Origin of the sequence: Marinifilum fragile, from assembly GCF_963677365.1 — a bacterium.
Lineage (GTDB): Bacteria > Bacteroidota > Bacteroidia > Bacteroidales > Marinifilaceae > Marinifilum > Marinifilum fragile.
Window position 1 is genome coordinate 3,161,658 of sequence record NZ_OY781962.1, and the last position, 18,946, is coordinate 3,180,603.

Genomic DNA, 18,946 nt, shown 5'->3' on the forward strand with positions numbered 1-18,946 from the left:
CAAGTTATTTTTGTAATGATTAAAACATTTTGACCTATTAGTAAATGAATAAATACAAACACATCTTCTTCGACTTGGACAGGACCTTATGGGATTTTAATGCGAATTCGGAAATTACCTTAAACCAATTGTACAGAGATTATCAATTGCAGACCATTTTTGGAAGCTTCCTGTTTTTTAAATCACGATTTGAATATCACAATGGCAAACTTTGGAATGCCTATTATCAAAACAGAATCAAGAAAGAAGATCTAATGTATCGAAGATTCTATCTGTGTTTGAAAGAATCTGGAGCAGACGATTTAGAGTTGGCAAAAGAAATTGCTCAGGATTTTATTGAAATAAGCCCTCTACAAACCAAAACCTTTCCCAAGGCACATGAAATGTTACAACAACTAAAAGAAAAAGGATATGAATTGCACATCATTACCAATGGATTTAACGAGGTTCAATTTAAAAAACTCACAAACTGTGAGCTTATATCCTATTTCACAGAAATCATTACATCAGAAGATGCTGGGGCTAACAAACCCTCACCTTTGATATTCGAATATGCATTAAAAAACACGGGTGCTACAACAAGCAATAGCATTATGGTTGGGGATGATCTAAAAACTGACATTGCAGGAGCAAGAAAATCAAATATTGACCAGATTTATTTTAATTCAAATAAAACCAAACATGATGACGATGCAACTTACGAAGTAAATCAATTGATAGAAATCACTAAAATCCTATAACACCGATTATTAATCTATAATAACCATTTGTTCGTTTTACTCCAAATGGCTAACAGATTATATATCGGCATTTATATTTAACATCTCACTGTTTCACCAAGGATTCACATTGAAATTTAAATTGGGACAAAAGCACTCAATCCTTACAATTTAAAATTACTTTTTAAGATATTTTAACAATTCATAAGCGAAACCTGCCGAATAGCATGTTTTTTGTAATAAAACAAAACCTATATTTGCAGCGGTAATTGTGACGGACAGGCTTGGTAACCCTTCCGTTCTTTCAACATCATCAAGTTTGTATGTAGCTTTCATAAAAATTCTAATGGGTTAGTAAAAGTTACAGGGTTAATAGATATACAAATGGTTAATAAAATATAGAGTTAGACTATACAAACGATGTTGAACTTAAGGCTGTGTTTAGGGGACACAGCCTTCTTCTTTTATAAAAAATCAGGTTTTTCTTTTCTTCTTCTTGGCTGCAGGAAACAGCACATTGTTTAGGATCAAACGATATCCTGCAGAATTCTTTTTCAAATTCAAATCGGTTGGTGGATCTCCCACCAAATGCTGATAATCTTCTGGATCATGTCCTCCGTAAAAAGTCCAGGTTCCTTTTCCAAATTTGCCATGAATATAACGAGCCTCTCCTGCCGATTTATTCTCGCCCATAATCAACACTCCTGGCTTAATCAGATCCTTTTTAAAAGCTGTGGTCTGCCCCATGAATCCCTTAATCATATTTTTATGATTTTGGCACAACATTGTAGGAACAGGATCCCATTTGGCTGAAAAATCAAAAAGCATAAAGTAATCCTCATCTCGATTCACCTTTCGGGTTAAGGTTACATCGATATCTGAAAACTCATAGACATAAGGGTTGGTTTCCAATTTAAAATCAGTAAATGCAAATGTTTTATTGTAATCTAACTTTTCCTGAGCGTGCTCATCTATCGGATCACCATCAAAAACATGATTGCAGATATCCGTATCATCTGCTGCAAGGGTTATATCAAAAGTATCGGTAGCCGAACACATGGCAAATAAAAACCCCCCGTTCTCAACAAATTTTCGAATGGTTTGCGATACAGCTTTCTTTAATTCCGATACCTTAGTAAATCCATATTTCTGAGCTCTTTCTAAATTATCTTTCACCTCATCCTTATACCACTGCATATTTCGATAAGAAGCATAAAATTTACCATGCTGCCCTGTAAAATCCTCATGATGCAAGTGCAACCAATCGTAAGAAGATAACTTATCGTTTAAAACCTCATCATCGTATACTATGTCATATGAAATCTCGGCATAAGTCAATGCCAAAGTCACTGCATCATCCCAGGGCTTTTTCCCTTTGGGAGTATAAACGGCAATTTTTGGCGGTTTCTCCAATTTAATGGCATCCATGTTTGCTTCAGGAGATGAAATCTCATTCATGATCTGCGAAACATTGGCATCAGAAATTACAGAATAACTTACTCCCCGAATTTTACATTCATCCTCAATATTTTTGCTTAATGGCAAGAGAAAAGAACCTCCTCGATAATTCAACAACCAATGAATTTCATGGTTATTTTGCAAAGTCCAATAGGCAATTCCATATGATTTTAAATGATTCTTTTGCGAATCATCCATAGGGATAAGTATACTTGCCGAGAAGCCATGAAAATAGGCTAAAAGGAAAAAAATTAGTATTAGATATGTTTTTAGGAAACCCTTCATAAGTACAATCGAAAATTGATTTAATTCGAAAGTACAAAATCACAATCTAAAGGAAAAACGAAATCATTTAAAATGGAGCAGCATCATCAAAATCACTTCCTCCTACAAGGCCAGCATTTATGTCATCGAACCCACCACTAGTATCTTGGTTCATACTAGAACTAAAGGTTTTAACCTCTTCAGGACCCTCATCACCAAACGGATTCAAACTTTCGCCTTCCAAATCCATAAATCGAGCCAACTGATTACGGAATCTTAACTGAATTTCTCCAACGGCACCATTACGGTGTTTTGCAATAATAATATCAGCAATACCAATTAATGAGTTTCCTTCGGCATCTTCTGTGATACCATAGCGTTCCGGACGGTGAATAAATAGCACCATATCCGCATCCTGCTCAATCGCACCAGATTCACGAAGGTCGGAAAGCATCGGCTTCTTCGCATCACCCGTACGCTGTTCAACACCACGGTTCAACTGAGAAAGCGCAATTACCGGAATATTTAACTCCTTCGCAATAATCTTTAACTGACGTGAAATCAAAGATACTTCCTGCTCACGATTTCCTCTCATATCCGAACCTGCTGTCATCAGCTGCAAGTAGTCAATAATCACACAACCGATATCGTATTTTGCCTTTAGTCGGCGACATTTCGATCGCAATTCGTAAATAGATAAACCTGGCGTATCATCTACATAAATTGGAGCATCAACCAAATCTTTAATCTTTACATGCAATTGCTCCCACTCAAAATCTTCCAACTTACCATTTCTCAGTTTCTCTGAACCCAATTCAGTTTCACTGGAAATCATACGTTTCACCAACTGATCACCACCCATCTCCAAAGAGAATATCGCAATTGGTGCTTTATGCTCAACCGCCATATTTCTGGTCATGGAAAGTACAAAAGCAGTTTTCCCCATGGAAGGACGAGCAGCAATAATCACCAAGTCGGACTTCTGCCATCCAGATGTAATTCTGTCAAGTGCAGTAAAACCAGAAGGCACACCACTTAATCCATCAGGTCGTTTACCAGCTTCAACAATTTGGTTGATAACCTCATCGGCCAATGGGCGAATATGTGCAGATTCCTTTTTGATATTTCCCTCTGCAATATCAAAAACTTCCTGTTGAGCTTTATCCAACAAATCAGCCACATCAATACTATCGTCAAAAGCTTGATTCTGAATATCAGAAGAAACACGAATCAATTCACGTTGAATGTGCTTTTGGGCAATAATACGAGCATGAAACTCGATATGAGCGGCCGAAGCTACACGGTTTGTAAGCTGAGTGATATAGAATGGCCCACCAACCTCATCCAAGGTTCCCTGTCTCTTAAGTTCCTCAGTTACCGTAAGAATATCAATAGGTTCTTCTTTGGTGGAAAGATTCATAATTGCCTTATAAATCTTTTGGTGAGCATCTTTATAAAAAGAATCGGCTTTTAACAAATCTCCAACCGAAATGATTGCATCTTTCTCCAACATTAAAGCACCCAGCACAGCTTCTTCCAGCTCCACTGCCTGAGGAGGCACTCTTCCGTATTCCAGATCAATTTTATTTTTCGATTGATTTTTATAATTGTTTGCTCCAGCCATATACCTTTTTAATAATTTATTCAACAGATCTCGACACTTTCCCTCTCACACTTAATCATTCATATTCGTGTCGAAAAATTTGAGAATGCAAAGATAAAGATAGAAAATTAAAATGCCATAATTTGATTTTTTTTGCTCTTTAAAACGAGTATTTTTAAGCCACATTTATCAAGAACACAAAATATGCTTTGCTTTCCAAATGCCAAAATAAATTTAGGTCTTAACATTATTGAGAAAAGACTTGATGGATTTCATAATATAGAAACAGTTTTTTATCCAATTCCACTATGTGATGCTCTGGAAATTGCTGAAAGTGATTCATCAGAACAATATGAATTTACCTCATCTGGAATTCCTATTGATATCGACCCTTCGGAAAATATCGTGATAAACTCTTTCGATTTAATTGCTTCAAAATTTAAGATCCCTTCAACAGCAATTCATTTGCACAAAAACATCCCGTTTGGTGCCGGATTAGGTGGCGGATCGGCTGATGCTGCATACATGATTAAAATGCTGAACGATTTTTACAAACTGAGAATGAACTTCCAGCAAATGGAAAAGTATGCAGTTCAAATTGGTAGTGACTGCCCAGTATTTATCAAAAACCAACCTGTGTTCGCAGAAGGTAAGGGTGAGGTTTTCTCTTCTATACAGCTAAATTTAAGTGGGTATCATATTGTTTTAATCAAACCTGACATTCACATCAGCACACCAGAAGCATACTCGGGTGTAAATCCTAAAAAACCTCAAAAATCATTAAAAGAGTTAATTTATTTACCATTGGTAGAATGGAAAGAGAATATTTTCAATGATTTTGAGGATAGTATTTTCCCAAACCATCCTGAGCTTAAAACTTTGAAAGAAGAACTCTACGAACTGGGCGCCATATACGCAGCAATGTCGGGAAGTGGTTCCAGCATGTTTGGCATCTTTGAAAAAGAGCCTAAGATTAATGAGAGTTGGAAAAGGCATTTTATATGGAGCAGTAAGCTATAAACAAATAAAAAGGGATTGTCATTACAACAATCCCTTAATATTTTCATATCAGAAAGATTACTCAATCTCTAACATTAACATTTTGTTAGGGACTCTTACTCCTTCTTCAACATGAATCTTTTTAATAACACCGTCGAAAGGCATTTCGATCTGATTCTTCATCTTCATCGCTTCAAGAATCATTAAGCTTTCTCCAGCCTTTACTTCCTGCCCTTCTTTAACGAAAATTTCAACAATTGTTCCAGGAATGAAAGACAGAATGTTTTTAGGATTTGGTCTTTCCCAATTTTTTCTGTTTTCAAACTTCTTGGTTAGCTCTGTTTTGTATACAGTACCATCAACGTTGAATTCTTTTAAATTTTCCATAACGAATAATTTTTAGAATGGAGGAATACCGTGTTTTTTCTCAGGTCTTCTATCAACTTTATTGTTCGAAACCTCAATTGAGTGTAACAACATGTTACGAGTTTCTTCTGGCTCGATAACAGTATCAATATAACCTTTAGCAGCAGCAACATAAGGATTAGCAAATTTCTCTTTATATTCTGCAACTTTTTCTTTACGCATTGCTTCAGGATCTTCTGCAGCCATAATCTCCTTACGGAAGATAATGTTAGCAGCTCCTTCAGGTCCCATTACCGCAATCTCAGCAGTTGGCCATGCAAACATGAAATCTGCTTTCATATGACGAGAGTTCATAGCAATATAACCTCCACCGTATGCTTTACGGATGATTACTGTAATTTTAGGTACAGTAGCTTCTGAGTATGCATAAAGAATCTTCGCACCATGACGAATAACACCCATATGCTCCTGATCAACACCTGGAAGGTAACCTGGCATATCCTCAAGAGTTACAATTGGAATATTAAATGAATCACAGTAACGGATAAAACGAGCAGCTTTATCTGATGAATCACAATCCAATACACCTGCCAACACCATAGGCTGATTTGCAACAAAACCTACAGTTTCACCATTCATTCTACCGAAACCAATAACGATATTTCTTGCAAAGTTCTCCATGATTTCGAAGAAATCAGAATCATCAGCAATTGCTTTAATTACGTTACGGATATCGTATGGCTGAGTTGGGTCAGCTGGTACAATTTCCTCAATTTTGTATTCTGGTTTTGGTGGCTTTGGTGGGAAAGCTTTAGCTTTTTTACCATTGTGCCATGGAATGAAGGTTAGGAGCTTCTTAATTTGTTCGAAGCATTCGTACTCGCTTTGAGCATAGAAATGAGCATTACCTGTAATTTCGCTATGTACTCTAGCTCCACCAAGTTCTTCCATACTAATTTCTTCGCCCAAAACAGTTTTAATTACCTCTGGACCGGTAATGAACATCTTAGAGATGTTTTCAACCACAAACACAAAGTCGGTAAGTGCAGGAGAATAAACAGCTCCACCAGCACAAGGACCAAGAATTACAGACAATTGAGGAATAACACCAGATGCTAAGGTGTTACGGAAGAAGATTTCACCATATCCGGCAAGTGAGTTAACACCTTCCTGAATACGAGCTCCCCCTGAGTCGTTAATACCAATCAATGGCACACGCATTTTTAACGCATGATCCATGATTTTAGTAATTTTTCTCGCATGCATAAGACCAAGAGAACCACCAGCTACAGTAAAGTCCTGTGCAAAAATACAAACAGGCTCACCGTAAATCGTACCAGTTCCAATGATAACTCCATCACCATGAAGTTGTTTCTTTTCCATGCCAAAGTCGCGGGCTTCGTGCTCTACAAATAAATCATATTCATGGAAAGAATCTTCATCCAAAATAGATGTTACCCTTTCTCTAGCAGTCAATTTCCCCATTGCAACTTGCTTCTGAATGGCTTTCTCACCACCACCTTGAAGCACTTTTTCTTTTCTCTTTCTAAGATCAAGAATGTTTCGTTTCAATGACATAATCTGTACATTTAGTTAGAAAATATATATTTCTATATATGTTGAATTCCGTGTAGCACACAAAATTCCAAGCTACAACGTTAGTAATTTTTACGCTAGAAAAAAATTCTGGCGTAAAATACCCATAAGTTCTAGCTATATAAAATAAACTCTTTATACTGATTATCAAAACTTTTCCGAAAAAACTATTTAGAATAGTTCTATTTAGGAGCGATTCGATATAAATATAAAGCAACACATGTAAAAACAATATTTGGCAACCAAACCGCTAACATCGGGTTCATACTACCATTGGTAGCAAAAACAACCGAAATCTGTAAGAAAAGTATAAACGAGAAACTTAACAGCAAACCTATTCCCAAATGAAGTCCCATTCCTCCACGAATCTTACGTGATGCAAGTGACGCACCGATTAAGGTAAGTATGAAGGTAGAAAATGGATTAGCCATTCTTTTATATTTCTCAATTTTATAAGCATTAATATTACTGTCTCCTCTCATTGTCTGCTGATCGATATAATCGTTCAACTCTGTATAGTTCATTGCCTCAACCAAGTATGTTTTTCGCCCAAATTCCTTTGGATCAAAACTTAAAGTTGTATCAATTTTGTTACCGTGTTCAAAACTTTCTTTGTCACCATCAATATTTCTGATAAAGTAATCATTAATGGTCCATTTGTTTTCTTTATTATTCCATTTAATATTTCTCGCCGTCAGTTTCGATTTCAATTCTTTCCCTTCAAAATTTTCCAATGAAAATCGATAACCCGTATTACTTCCCGTATCCCAATTGTGCATATATATAAATACACCTGGTTCAATCTGGCGATGAATATTTCTTTCCTTATTTCTGTACTTCTTTTTTATATAGGTTTCGTTAAATTCTATTCTTTTTGCATTTGCCGGCGGAATAATAAAATTACTCAAGGCAAATGAAAACACACCTATTATTAATGATGCAATAAAATAAGGAAACATCATTCTCCTAAAACTAATTCCACTACTAAGTATGGCAATAATTTCAGTATTATAGGCCATTTTAGAAGTAAAAAATATTACTGCAATAAAGGTGAATAACGCACTAAATAAATTAGCAAAGTAGGGTATAAAATTCAGGTAATAATCAAAAAGAATCGCTTTAAGCGGTGCTTCTTTGTCAATAAATTCATCGATATGCTCCGAAAAATCGAAAATAACTGAGATACTAATGATAAGAACAATCGCAAAAAAGAATGTACCCAAAAACTTTCGGATAATATATAGATCTAATTTCTTCAAAACCTGATTTTTATTTTCTGACACCTTCGGAAAATCCGAATTTAATTTACCGAATTAAAAGTATAACTTATTCTTTAAATATCAATTGCCGCTTACTTATTGTAAGATTTTTTAACAATTATAAACGCGTAGCTAACTTTTTAACCATGATATCTTTCCATGCTGCAAAAGTTCCAGCATTAATTTGCTCTCTTGCTTCACGAACCAACCATAAATAAAATGCCAAGTTATGGATGCTACAAATTTGAGATCCTAACAACTCGCCAGAGTGTACCAAATGGCGCACATATGCTTTTGAATAAGCTGAATCAACAAAAGAAGTTCCATTTGGATCGATTGGAGAAAAATCATCAGCCCATTTCTTGTTTTTTATATTGATGATACCTTCGCTTGTAAAGATCATACCATTTCTTCCATTTCTGGTTGGCATCACACAATCAAACATATCTACTCCACGAGAAATGGCTTCCAAGATATTTACTGGAGTTCCAACTCCCATTAAGTATCGAGGTTTATCTTCTGGCAGAACATTATTCACCACTTCAATCATGGAATACATTTCCTCTACAGGTTCACCTACAGCCAAACCTCCAATTGCATATCCTTCGCGATCAAGTGAAGCTGCATGTTCTGCTGCTTTTATTCTTAAATCATCGTAAACACAACCTTGTACAATAGGAAATAAGGTTTGTGAATAACCATACTTCGGGTCGGTTTCATCAAAACGCTTTACACATCTCTCTAACCAACGTTGGGTAAGTTCCAAGGAGTTTTTGGCATACTCATATGTTGACGTGCCAGGAGGACATTCATCAAATGCCATAATAATATCAGCACCAATAGTTCTTTGAATATCCATCACATTTTCCGGGGTAAAGAAATGTTTCGATCCATCGATATGCGAACGGAACATAGCTCCTTCCTCAGTCAATTTTCTATTATCAGCCAAAGAGAATACCTGAAATCCTCCACTATCAGTCAATATTGGTCTTTCCCATCCATTAAACTTGTGTAATCCTCCTGCTTTTTCAAGGATATCCAAACCTGGACGTAAATACAAGTGATAGGTATTTCCTAAAATAATTTCTGCGTTGATATCTTCACGAAGCTCACGCTGATGTACTCCTTTTACCGAGCCAAGTGTTCCCACAGGCATAAATATCGGAGTTTGTATTTTTCCATGATCTGTTGTTAACTCTCCTGTTCTTGCAGAAGACTTTGGATCGGTTTTGTGTAATTTAAAATCCATATTGACTATTTTAAAACTGCAAAATCCTAGAATCGGTTTTTGCAAAATCGGCAGCAAAGATACTAATAAATCTTATTCCTGAATAAAGTAGTAGGTACAGACCCAAATCAACAACCCAAGAAACAGTTTTTTGGATAAAAATTGCTTTTATAAGCACTGTTTATCATAGATTCGCTTAAATTTGGACTGCACAAAAAAAATTAAACTTGGAAACATATTTTTATCACACTCTAACACCAATTCAATGGCTGTTAATTATCGGATTAGTTCTTACATTTTTTATAGATTTAATCTATTCAATCTTTTATCTCAGAAAATTCAAATCAAAAGAGAAAACCTACATTCATTCCGAAACCATTCCTGTTTCAATAATTATATGTGCACAAAATCAAGCACAATATTTAGAAAAGAACCTTACAGGATTATTAACACAAGACTATCCGGAATATGAAATAATTGTAGTTGATAACGGAAGCGTTGATGATACCGAAGATGTATTAATCAGGTTGAAAAATATCTATCAACACCTTAAATCAACCAAAATTCCAATCGACGAGAAGTTCAAACACAATAAAAAACTTGCAATAACAATTGGTGTAAAAGCAGCAAAATTCGACCAAATTATACACCTTAATCCAAACAGTTTTACTTACAGCAAAACATGGTTGCAAAATACAGTTGCAAATGCCCAAGGAAAACTATACAATGCTTATAGTAATTTCGAATCTCAAAAAGGATTCTTCTATAATTTCCTTAGATATGATATCATCAAGCATACCATAAAGTTAGCTTCATTTACAAATGCAAATAAACTTTATGCAGGCAACTCTTTTAATATGAGCTTTTTAAAATCTGATTTTCTGGAGAATAAAGGATATGCTGGAAATGCACATTTCGAAGCTGGTTACGATCATATTTTATCCCTTGATTTAGCTAAAAAATCAAAGTACACTTTCTCCACAAATCCCGATAGCAAGATCACTATTGATACTAAAAACTACTACAATACCTGGAAAACCATCAACAAGCATTATTTCAGGAGCCGAAAATACATTCCACTCAAAAGAAAACTATTACTGGATTTGGAACCCATCGCACAATTTCTATTCGCAGTTCTTCTTATTCTAGCTTTGGTAAAAACACAACTATATTTTGCAATACTAAGCATATGTATTGCCAGATTTTTTATAAAAGGATACTGTTTTAAAATTTCTGCAAGGCATTTGAGAGAAGAGAATTTATTTTTATCTTCGTATGTATATGTCTTATTAAGACCTCTGTATAAATTGCTATTTTATATCCAAAGTCAAATATACAGTAAACGATCATAATGGAAATAAATCCGAACCTCTCAGAAAAAGCTCAATACGACTACAGGCTGGTACAAGCTTCAGTTAATGGCGATCAGAAAGCATACGAAGAGCTTTTTAAAAGATATAAGGACGCCATATTTTTCATGTTATTAAAAATGGTTAATAACAAGAACGATGCTGAAGATTTAACCTTTGAGGCTTTCGGTAAAGCTTTCCGTAATATTAGACAATACTCTCCCAAATATGCTTTCAGCACATGGCTATTCAAAATTGCATCAAACAATTGTATTGATTTTCTTAGAAAAAAGAGAGGAAATACTATATCGATAGATGGAAAAGACGATGCTGAAAACGAAAGAACCATTACACTTGAATCAAGCGGTCTTAATCCTGAGCAAGAGTTTGTTAAAAAACAGAAAGCAAAAATCATGCGAAATGAGGTTGGCAAATTAAAAGAACGTTATCGCCGACTAATTGAACTTCGTTATTTTGAAGAGTTTTCATACGAAGAAATTGCTCAAGAACTAAAATTGCCAATTGGTACAGTTAAAGCTCAATTGTTTAGAGCTCGTGAATTGCTTTTCAACAACCTTAAGGATTCTGAAGTAAAAATCGAGAAGAAAAAGAAATAATTTTTTTGTTGGAAAACGATGAATGCGAATTAGTTCTATCTTTGCCAACCTAAAATAAAATTGGCATGGAAATCATCGAAAAATATTTTACAGTTTTAACTGAGGAACAAAAAAATCGTTTTGCTCAACTTAAAGATCTGTATACTCATTGGAACAGTCAAATCAATGTAATTTCGCGTAAAGACATTGATTCTTTATACCTGCATCATGTTTTGCATTCATTATCGATTGCCAAGGTAATAAAGTTTGAACCTGGCACAAAAATTATGGATGTTGGATGCGGTGGAGGTTTCCCTGGAATTCCTTTGGCGATTCTTTTTCCTGAATGTGATTTCTACATGGTAGATTCCATTGGAAAAAAAATAAAAGTAGTAAACGAGGTGGCTGCTGCCTTAAAATTAAAAAATGTAAAAGCAGAGCACACTAGAGTTCAGCAAGTAAAAGATAAATTCGACTTTATTGTAAGTAGAGCCGTTACAGCATTTCCAAAATTTGTAAATATGGTTCGCAAAAATTCTTCACCAAAAGATAAAAATAGTTTGGCCAATGGTATTCTTTACATTAAGGGTGGCGATTTTCTGGAAGAAATAGCTGGATACGGTGATAAAGTGCAGCTTTTCGACTGTACCAAGTTCTTCGAAGAAGAGTTCTTTGAGACTAAAAAAGTTGTACATCTTGAGCTTTAGGAAAAATATTTTGCATCATCCTTTTGTTAGATTAAAAAAAAACTTATTTTTGCAGTCCAAAATCAACGCATATAATAACTTTATTCGATAAAAATTTTTCGCGATGAAAAGAACATTTCAACCATCAAATAGAAAGAGAAGAAATAAGCACGGTTTCAGAGAGAGAATGTCTTCTGTAAGCGGAAGAGCTGTATTATCTCGTAGAAGAGCTAAAGGCAGAAAAAAATTATCTGTTTCAAGCGAGCGCAGACACAAAGCTTAATTTTACAATTAAGTAACCGATATACAGAAAGTAAAGAATTAAAATTCTTTACTTTTTTGTATTTTAAGGTTTCTAGCTTTCTAAAATTGAATGAGTTCCAAAGGAGCTCTTTTTTTTTGCCTTTTTTTGTAAGAATTAAGCTGCATTTGCAGTAGCTCATTTCCTAAATCTAAAAATCTCTGTTATTTTTGTAAAACGCAAAAACACGGAAATAATAAGTATTTTTTGTCGTTTATGAACTATTGACTAGTAATGACAATAGCCAACCCAAAAGAAAAACAGACTCGAATGAAATCAACTAATTTTTTTAAAAGCAAATTCTTTTTAATTCAGTTAGGTATCGCTTTATTAATTACAATTGCTATTGTATGGATTACCCTTTCGGGATTAAGATGGTATACACATCATGGCGAAAAATTAACCGTTCCTGATTTGTTTGGAACCAGCCTTGAAAATGCTGCTAAAACAATAGATGAAGAAAATCTGCGATTTACTGTCTATGATTCTATTTACAATCCTAAATATGAACCGGGAACTGTTTTAGATCAAAGACCTATAGCTGGATCCATTGTAAAACGTAATCGAAGTCTGTTTTTAACCATTAATGCACACAAGCCAGAACAAGTACGTTTTCCAAATTTGGTAGACAACTCATTCCGTCAGGCTTACGAGCTTCTTATTACAAATGGTTTTAAAATTGGACGATTGGAATATGCAAAAAGTCAATTTTTCAATTTGGTACTTTACCCTAAACACAAAGGCGATTCAATTGGGGCTGGAAGCATGATAGATAAAGGTGCAACCATTGATTTGGTGTTAGGAAGAGGTAATACTTTCGGAGTTTTAGCTCCCAATTTAATGGGAAAAAATAATACTCAAGCAAAAGAGAAAATAATCATGTCAAATTTAAATGTTGGCAAAGTACAATTCGATGAATCAATTAAAAATCATATTGATTCCATACAAGCAAAAGTATTCAAGCAATATCCGGATTATAACGAAAACCTAAAAATTCGCCCAGGAAACAATATTGATCTTTGGCTGACAAAAGATACTCTTAAGCTTCAACAAGCAGATTCCCTGCTTCAACAAAGATTAGGCAAATTGCTTTATTAAAACACAGCAAAAGTAATGACACAAGAACCAAAAGATAATTTCAACTCGGAAGAGGAATTTGATAATAATCAAGAAGTATTCGAACATTTTCGTTTCGAAGTTGATCCTGGGCAAGGCATGCTTAGAATTGACAAATATTTGGTCGACCGAATGCAGAATGCTTCAAGAAATAAAATTCAGGAAGCTGCTGATGCTGGTTGTATCAATGTTAACGACAAACCAGTAAAGCGTAACTACAAGGTAAAACCCAATGATGTTATTACCATTGTCTTAAGCTATCCTCCAAGAGAAATTGAAATTATTCCGGAGGATATTCCTCTGAATATTGTTTACGAAGATGACACCTTCCTGATTGTTAATAAAAATCCAGGCATGGTGGTTCATCCATCTTACGGACATTATTCAGGAACTCTGGTAAATGCACTTGCATATCACCTGAAGGATTTACCACTTTTTAATTCAAAGGATCCAAGACCTGGTTTGGTACACCGTATTGATAAGGATACATCGGGTATATTGGTAATTGCTAAAACCGAAGAAGCCAAAACAAAACTTGCGCTACAATTTTTCAATAAAACCAGTGACAGAAAGTATCGTGCATTGGTTTGGGGAAATTTGGAAAACGACGAAGGAACTATTACCGGTCACATAGGAAGAAATTTAAAAAACCGAAAGGTCATGGATGTTTTTCCTGATGGAGAATATGGAAAGCATGCGGTAACTCACTACCGAGTACTAGAAAGATTAGGCTATGTAAACCTAGTTGAGTGTATTTTGGAAACAGGAAGAACCCACCAAATTAGAGCTCACTTTAAACATATTGGCCATCCTCTTTTTAATGATGCCGATTATGGTGGAGATCAAATCTTAAAAGGAACTACCTTTACCAAATACAAGCAGTTCGTTCAAAATTGTTTTAAAATTTGTCCAAGACAAGCACTACATGCTAAAACTTTAGGTTTCAATCATCCAGCAACTGGAGAATACATTTCTTTCAATTCGGAGATTCCTGAAGATATGAGCAATGTAATACAAAAATGGAGAGATTATACAGCTAATAGAGAAGAATAACAAAGTACTATACACAACCCATGAAAAGAAACATTGCTGTAATAGCAGGAGGAGATTCAGCCGAGATTGTAATTTCACTTCAAACGGCCGATCATATTTTCAATACCCTTGATAAGGATCTTTACAATCCATACTTAATTGAATTAAAAGAATTAGATTGGAATGTAAAAATTGAAAATGAATCCTACCCGATCGATAAAAATGATTTTAGTTTTACCAAGGATGGAATCAAAATAAAATTCGATTTTGCATACATTGCAATTCATGGTACTCCTGGTGAAAATGGAATTCTTCAGGGATATTTACAGTTATTAAGAATTCCACACTCAACTTGTGATGTTTTAAGCAGTGCTTTAAGCTTTAACAAACATGCCTGCAATTCATATTTAAAAAGCCTAGGTTTTAATTTTGCAAAATCGGTTCTTCTGAAGAAAGATGAAGAATATTCTATCGAAGAGATTCATGCAAAATTGGGAATGCCTTGCTTTGTTAAGCCAAATGCTGATGGTTCAAGCTTTGGAATCTCGAAGGTAAAACAAGTTGAGGACTTAAATGAAGCCATTGAAAAAGCATTTAAGGAAGGGAAAGAAGTTATTATAGAAGAGTTCATTGATGGATTAGAATTCACTTGTGGTTTGGTAAAAACCAGAAAAGAGAATTTAGTATTTCCTGTTACCGAAGTATTGCCGAAAAAAGAATTCTTCGATTTCGAAGCCAAATATGATCCAAATATGGCTGAGGAAATCACACCAGCAAGAATTTCTGAAGAATTGTCTGAAAGAATTCAAAATATTTCTTCCCAAGTATACGATGCACTAAAATGTAAAGGTATTGTTCGTGTAGATTATATGATCAAAGGAGATGAAATTTTTATCCTGGAAGCCAATACTGTTCCAGGTATGACTGCCAATAGTTTTATCCCTAAACAGGTTGCTGCAATGAATCGAGAATTAAAAGATATCTTAACTTTAGTTATCGAAAATGAATTCTAATAAGCATTTTAAAATAGCTTAAACTACTGATTTGGAAAGTTTTATATATTCACAGAAAAATGAAAAAAAATACAATTTTTTTTCATTTTTTTTGTGCGTACGCAAGGCCTTATTTTTAAGGATTCTTTCCTTTCTTATGAAAATAACTACCTGAAAACTAAGCTAAAACTATTATAATATCACGAACTTTTTACAAACTTGTACGTAATAGGATATAGATTTTAATGGATTATTTTTCAATTCATTATTTCATAGTTAAATTTTAGGGTTAGTAATAGAACATTACAAGGAGGCAGGGGCAGCCTCCTTGTTTCTTTTTGCCCTTTTCAAAACAAAAAAATCCGATGAGAAACTCACCGGATTTATATATCAAATTATCTTATTGACTAATTAGTCTGATCAATGTACTCTTCATTGTATACTTCCAAAGGTGCACATGTGCACATTAAATTACGATCACCGAAAGCATCATCCACACGACCAACAGTTGGCCAGAATTTGTTATCAGCAACCCACTTTAATGGATATACTGCCTTCTGACGGCTGTATGTGTGATTCCACTCATCTGCAGTTAGTACTTTGTGAGTGTGAGGAGCATTTTTCAATACATTGTCAACAGTATCAGCAACACCATCTTCAATTTCTTTCATCTCTTCATTGATCTTAGCCAATGCTTCGATGAAACGATCTAATTCTTCCAATGGCTCACTTTCAGTTGGCTCAACCATTAATGTACCGTGTACTGGGAACGACAAAGTTGGAGCGTGGAATCCATAATCCATCAATCGCTTAGCGATATCAGTATCGGTTATTCCTACTGATTTGTTGAACTCACGACAATCGAAAATCATTTCGTGACCAACACGTCCGTTTTCACCTTTATATAGAATTTTAAATCCTAATTTTTCGAATGAAGAAGCCAAATAGTTGGCATTTAAAATTGCCATTTTAGTAGCTTCGGTTAAACCTTCAGTACCCAACATTGCAATATAACCGTAAGTAATTGGCAATACACTTGCAGAACCAAATGGAGCAGCCGCTACCGCTGTAATTGCATTTTCACCACCAGTTTTCACACATTTGTGAGAAGGTAAGAATTGTACCAAGTGTTCAGCAACACCAATTGGACCAACTCCAGGGCCTCCACCACCGTGAGGAATTGAGAAAGTTTTGTGTAAGTTCAAGTGACAAACATCAGCCCCAATCAATCCTGGGTTAGTTAAACCAACCTGAGCATTCATGTTTGCACCATCCATGTACACCTGACCACCATTCTCATGAATTAGATCCATCATCTTCTTAATTCCGGTTTCGAATACACCGTGAGTAGATGGATATGTAATCATGTAAGCACACAAGTTTTCAGCATGCTTTTCTGCTTTCGCTTTCAGGTCATCGAACTTCACGTTACCATTTTCGTCACAATCAACAATTACAACGTTCATACCTGCTACCGTTACCGAAGCTGGGTTAGTACCGTGAGCTGAAGATGGAATCAAAACAATATTTCTGTGTCCTTCACCACGAGAGATATGGTATTCACGAATAACCATCAAACCGGTATACTCACCAGCAGCACCTGAGTTAGGCTGTAAAGTACATCCTGCAAAACCTGTAATTTCTGACAACCATTTTTCAAGTTCAGAAATCATTTCTGTATAACCTTCTACCTGATTCATTGGCACAAATGGATGGATTCCTCCAAATTCTGGCCAACTTAATGGAAACATAGAAACCGCAGAGTTCAATTTCATTGTACAAGATCCCAATGAAATCATAGAAGTATTCAATCCGATATCTTTCTTCTCAAGATTTTTCATGTAACGCATCATTGCAGTTTCTGAACGATAGCGGTTGAAAACATCAAGAGTCAAGAAATCACTTGTTCTTGAGAATTTACCATCAAAGTAAACTTTCTCTTCTACTTCTTTTGCTTCAACTTCTTTACCAGCAGCTTTAGCAAAAATATTTAAAATGGTATTGATCTCTGCTTTGCTGATTTTTTCATCAGAAGAGATACCAACTGTTTTTTCATCAATGTAACGGAAGTTCATTTCAGCCTCTAAAGCTGCATTTCTGATGTCTTCCATTGCAACTCCTTCAGGAAGCACAATTTCAATTGTATCAAAAAAGTTTTCAATTGTTTGTTGATATCCTAATGCTTTTAATCCTTCAGATAATTCACCTGCACCTGCATGGATGTGTTTGGCAATTCTGGTTAACCCTTCAGCTCCATGGTAAGCTCCATAGAAACCAGCCATAGTTGCCAACAATGCTTGAGCAGTACAAATGTTAGAAGTCGCTTTTTCACGTTTAATGTGTTGCTCACGAGTTTGTAATGCCATACGAACTGCATGATTTCCCTGAGCATCTTTGGTAACTCCAATAATACGTCCTGGAACATTACGTTTGTATGCTTCGCGACATGCTAAATAAGCAGCATGAGGTCCACCATATCCCATTGGAACACCGAAGCGTTGAGTTGTACCAACAACGATATCAGCTCCCCATTCACCTGGAGGTGTTAACAATACCAAACTCATTAAATCTGCAGCTACCGAAACCAAAGCCTCAGCAGCATGAGCTTTTTCTACAAAATCAGCATAATCTTCGATACTACCACTTGCAGCAGGATACTGAACGATAGCACCAAAAATAGTTTCATCAAACTCAAATGTTTTATAATCACCAACAATTAGCTCAATTCCAAGAGGATTTGCGCGTGTGTTTAATACATCAAGAGTTTGTGCATAGATATTTTGATCTACAAAAACTTTATTGGCTCCAGCTTTTTTCTTAGCGCGAGAACGAAGTCCCATCATCATGTACATCGTCTCACCAACCGCAGTAGCTTCGTCCAAAAGAGAACAGTTAGCCAATTCCATTTTGGTTAAATCCAACACCATGGTCTGGAAGTTCAAAAGAGCTTCCAATCTACCTTGTGAAACTTCTGCCTGATATGGAGTATAAGGTGTATACCAACCTGGATTTTCTAAGATATTTCTTTGAATTACAGCAGGTGTAATTGTATCGTAGTAACCTTGTCCAATGAAAGTTCTGAACAGTTTATTCTTAGCAGCAATTCCTTTAATCTTCGAGAAATATTCATACTCCGATAAAGCTTCTGGTAAATCCAGATCTTTCCCCAATCTAATATCCGAAGGGATAGTTTCTTCGATCAATGCATCCAATGATGGAGCACCTACAGTTTCCAACATGGTCTTAATATCGCCGTTGCGAGGACCAATGTGACGAGAAACAAACTTTTCGCTTGCCATATTGTTGTTTGTTTAGTTGTTGTTGTTTATAAATAAATTTGATTGTAAAAGTAGCAAAAGATTTAAATTTTCAACTAGTAAAA

General features: G+C 35.3%; 16 protein-coding genes. 9 read left to right on the plus strand and 7 right to left on the minus strand.

Annotated elements, in window-relative coordinates; genetic code table 11:
* Positions 1–44 precede the first annotated feature (44 nt).
* Positions 45–740 (plus strand): YjjG family noncanonical pyrimidine nucleotidase, encoded by a 696-nt coding sequence (locus tag ACKPCA_RS12550; RefSeq protein ID WP_321279397.1) that lies wholly within the window; start codon positions 45–47, stop codon positions 738–740.
* 453 nt (positions 741–1,193) lie between these two features.
* On the opposite strand, the gene ACKPCA_RS12555 is transcribed toward ACKPCA_RS12550, so the two are convergent.
* Together ACKPCA_RS12555 and dnaB are read right to left on the minus strand one after the other, a co-directional pair.
* Positions 1,194–2,375 (minus strand): hypothetical protein, encoded by a 1,182-nt coding sequence (locus tag ACKPCA_RS12555; RefSeq protein ID WP_321279398.1) that lies wholly within the window; start codon positions 2,373–2,375, stop codon positions 1,194–1,196.
* 154 nt (positions 2,376–2,529) lie between these two features.
* The gene (dnaB, locus tag ACKPCA_RS12560) at positions 2,530–4,065 is read right to left on the minus strand and encodes a replicative DNA helicase (RefSeq protein WP_321279399.1); all 1,536 of its coding nucleotides are present in this window, start codon (positions 4,063–4,065) and stop codon (positions 2,530–2,532) included.
* Positions 4,066–4,248: 183 nt separating this feature from the next.
* Between dnaB and ispE the strand changes: the two genes are divergently transcribed.
* Positions 4,249–5,064, plus strand: coding sequence for a 4-(cytidine 5'-diphospho)-2-C-methyl-D-erythritol kinase (gene ispE, locus ACKPCA_RS12565; RefSeq protein ID WP_321279401.1), 816 nt, complete (start codon positions 4,249–4,251; stop codon positions 5,062–5,064).
* A 57-nt stretch (positions 5,065–5,121) separates the two neighbouring features.
* Here ispE and ACKPCA_RS12570 read toward each other — a convergent pair whose 3' ends face one another.
* The 4 genes from ACKPCA_RS12570 to tgt all read right to left on the minus strand — a co-directional run bounded on the left by ACKPCA_RS12570 (position 5,122) and on the right by tgt (position 9,513).
* Complete coding sequence (locus ACKPCA_RS12570) at positions 5,122–5,430, minus strand: biotin/lipoyl-containing protein (RefSeq protein ID WP_054720775.1); 309 nt, start codon at positions 5,428–5,430, stop codon at positions 5,122–5,124.
* A gap of 12 nt (positions 5,431–5,442) precedes the next feature.
* On the minus strand, positions 5,443–6,987 hold the full coding sequence (locus tag ACKPCA_RS12575) for an acyl-CoA carboxylase subunit beta (protein ID WP_054720772.1): 1,545 nt from the start codon (positions 6,985–6,987) through the stop codon (positions 5,443–5,445).
* A gap of 200 nt (positions 6,988–7,187) precedes the next feature.
* Positions 7,188–8,264 carry an LptF/LptG family permease gene (locus ACKPCA_RS12580; protein WP_321279403.1) on the minus strand — a complete coding sequence of 359 codons (1,077 nt, stop codon included), beginning with the start codon at positions 8,262–8,264 and terminating at the stop codon, positions 7,188–7,190.
* Positions 8,265–8,382: 118 nt separating this feature from the next.
* Complete coding sequence (gene tgt, locus ACKPCA_RS12585) at positions 8,383–9,513, minus strand: tRNA guanosine(34) transglycosylase Tgt (protein ID WP_321279404.1); 1,131 nt, start codon at positions 9,511–9,513, stop codon at positions 8,383–8,385.
* 206 nt (positions 9,514–9,719) lie between these two features.
* On the opposite strand from tgt, the gene ACKPCA_RS12590 reads away from it, so the two are divergent.
* From ACKPCA_RS12590 to ACKPCA_RS12620, 7 genes are all read left to right on the plus strand, one after another.
* A complete protein-coding gene (locus tag ACKPCA_RS12590; RefSeq protein WP_321279406.1) occupies positions 9,720–10,844 on the plus strand; it encodes a glycosyltransferase in 1,125 nt (374 codons plus the stop codon).
* On the plus strand, positions 10,844–11,458 hold the full coding sequence (locus ACKPCA_RS12595) for an RNA polymerase sigma factor (RefSeq protein ID WP_054720767.1): 615 nt from the start codon (positions 10,844–10,846) through the stop codon (positions 11,456–11,458). Before ACKPCA_RS12590 ends, ACKPCA_RS12595 begins: the two co-directional genes overlap by 1 nt.
* Positions 11,459–11,523: 65 nt before the next feature.
* Positions 11,524–12,144 (plus strand): 16S rRNA (guanine(527)-N(7))-methyltransferase RsmG, encoded by a 621-nt coding sequence (gene rsmG, locus ACKPCA_RS12600; RefSeq protein ID WP_321279407.1) that lies wholly within the window; start codon positions 11,524–11,526, stop codon positions 12,142–12,144.
* Positions 12,145–12,247: 103 nt separating this feature from the next.
* Positions 12,248–12,406, plus strand: coding sequence for a 50S ribosomal protein L34 (rpmH, locus tag ACKPCA_RS12605; protein WP_054720765.1), 159 nt, complete (start codon positions 12,248–12,250; stop codon positions 12,404–12,406).
* Positions 12,407–12,694: 288 nt separating this feature from the next.
* A complete protein-coding gene (locus tag ACKPCA_RS12610; protein WP_321279410.1) occupies positions 12,695–13,522 on the plus strand; it encodes a PASTA domain-containing protein in 828 nt (275 codons plus the stop codon).
* A gap of 15 nt (positions 13,523–13,537) precedes the next feature.
* Positions 13,538–14,593, plus strand: a complete 1,056-nt coding sequence (locus ACKPCA_RS12615) for an RluA family pseudouridine synthase (protein ID WP_321279411.1) — start codon at positions 13,538–13,540, stop codon at positions 14,591–14,593.
* Positions 14,594–14,613: 20 nt separating this feature from the next.
* Positions 14,614–15,585: a D-alanine--D-alanine ligase gene (locus ACKPCA_RS12620; RefSeq protein WP_054720758.1), complete on the plus strand. Its 972-nt coding sequence runs from the start codon at positions 14,614–14,616 to the stop codon at positions 15,583–15,585.
* Positions 15,586–15,971: 386 nt separating this feature from the next.
* Here ACKPCA_RS12620 and gcvP read toward each other — a convergent pair whose 3' ends face one another.
* Complete coding sequence (gene gcvP, locus ACKPCA_RS12625; RefSeq protein ID WP_321279413.1) at positions 15,972–18,863, minus strand: aminomethyl-transferring glycine dehydrogenase; 2,892 nt, start codon at positions 18,861–18,863, stop codon at positions 15,972–15,974.
* Between the last annotated feature and the right edge of the window lie 83 nt (positions 18,864–18,946).